This is a genomic window from Pseudomonas syringae group sp. J254-4, from assembly GCF_032586855.1.
Lineage (GTDB): Bacteria > Pseudomonadota > Gammaproteobacteria > Pseudomonadales > Pseudomonadaceae > Aquipseudomonas > Aquipseudomonas amygdali.
This window is the reverse complement of sequence record NZ_JAWHOO010000047.1, coordinates 1-1,286: the sequence shown is the minus strand read 5'-3', so window position 1 is coordinate 1,286 and position 1,286 is coordinate 1. Positions and strand designations below refer to the sequence as shown.

Genomic DNA, 1,286 nt, shown 5'->3' with positions numbered 1-1,286 from the left:
AGGCGAATCGGCTCGCCTTCAAGGGTCGCGATTTGCAGATCAAGACGCCCGCCGTCGATGTGATCCCAGACTTTCAGTGTGCTGCTGAACAGCTCGTTTACCAGCCTTTCCGATTTGGCTTGATAGAGTCGATTTCCATCAGAGCCGACCAGCAAAACCTGCTGCTGGTCCGAATGCTTCTTGCCCACGATCTGGACGATCAGTTTGTCCATTTCGCAGGAAGGGCCATCGCTCAGTCTGCCGGTGGTCATTGTAAGAACTCCTTCTTCTGGCGCCGCAACGCGTCTTCTTGCCGCTGGTTTAAACCGAACGTCACTTGAGGTTGTGGCGGTTGCCAATCAGGTGCGTGTGGATTGCGAACGTCGAACCAGCGCTGCTTGCCTTGTGCAAGGTCCTCCCAGGTGCCGCCGTACCAGCCCAGTCTGGAAATAGGGCCGAACCACTGGGCGCTGGATTGAGGGGGCTCTGCCGTAAAGAAATAGCTGGCAGTGACAGGATGTGAGTAGCGCAGCACGCCTCGGCGTTGTCCGTCGAACCTGACAAACAGAATGTGCCGGAGATGGCCGAGCAACACGTCGACGGGAAAGGGGCTTTCGATGATCAGGCCGGGCCAGCGTTCTGGTTTTTCATGCATTGCCTCGACGAGGGTATTGCTGCCTGATGTGTTCAAAAGAAGCGGACTTTTCTCCCGGTAGACGGCCAGCTCGGTCTTGTCGAATAACACGGTGAGCGCTGGATCGGGCAGCCGTTGGTAGAGTTGTTCCAGCAGCGAGTCGGTGCGTTCCAGCAGCACGTAAACGTTCATGCTCGACCTCTCGACAGCAACGCCCTGCGACAGCCGCAATCGGCTAGCGGGCAGTCCATGGGCGTTCCGTTCCTGGGTTTCTGGCACAGCTCTACTATCGGGCCTGGTTCACCCAGGCGCTGCGTCAGCAACTGCCCCGGCCCATCGTCATCTGCCTGTTTCACAAGCCCAGGCAAAGCGGGCGATGCGCCGGTGCCCAAGGTTGGCTTGCCCCCCGAGTTGAGTTTTATCTGAGGCCCGGTAATGGTCACACCGCTGGCGTCGATCTTGAGAAAGGAAGCACCGGCCTTGACCGTGATCTCCAGCCCCGCCTCAATCACCACGTTGTTACCGGCCTTGAGATGAATTTCCTGCCCGGCGTGTGCCAGTAACCCATCAACTACCCTGATGTGCTGTGTTCCACCCACCGTCAGGTGATCGTCCGCTTTGACTTCGGTCAGCCGGTTGCCATCGACAGTGCAATGCTCCTCAGCCTTGAACT

General features: G+C 58.2%; 2 protein-coding genes and 1 pseudogene. All 3 read right to left on the bottom strand.

Annotated features, from left to right (window positions below; all coding sequences use genetic code 11):
• Nucleotides 1-251 (bottom strand): hypothetical protein (locus tag RYB09_RS27060; RefSeq protein ID WP_316891016.1); only part of this gene is annotated, 251 nt, incomplete at its 3' end.
• Nucleotides 248-805, bottom strand: a complete 558-nt coding sequence (locus tag RYB09_RS27055) for a DUF4123 domain-containing protein (protein WP_058401376.1) — start codon at nucleotides 803-805, stop codon at nucleotides 248-250. The genes RYB09_RS27060 and RYB09_RS27055, both read right to left, overlap by 4 nt.
• Nucleotides 802-1,286: pseudogene (locus RYB09_RS27050) on the bottom strand (type VI secretion system tip protein VgrG); the annotation flags it as partial. The gene RYB09_RS27055 and the pseudogene RYB09_RS27050, both read right to left, overlap by 4 nt.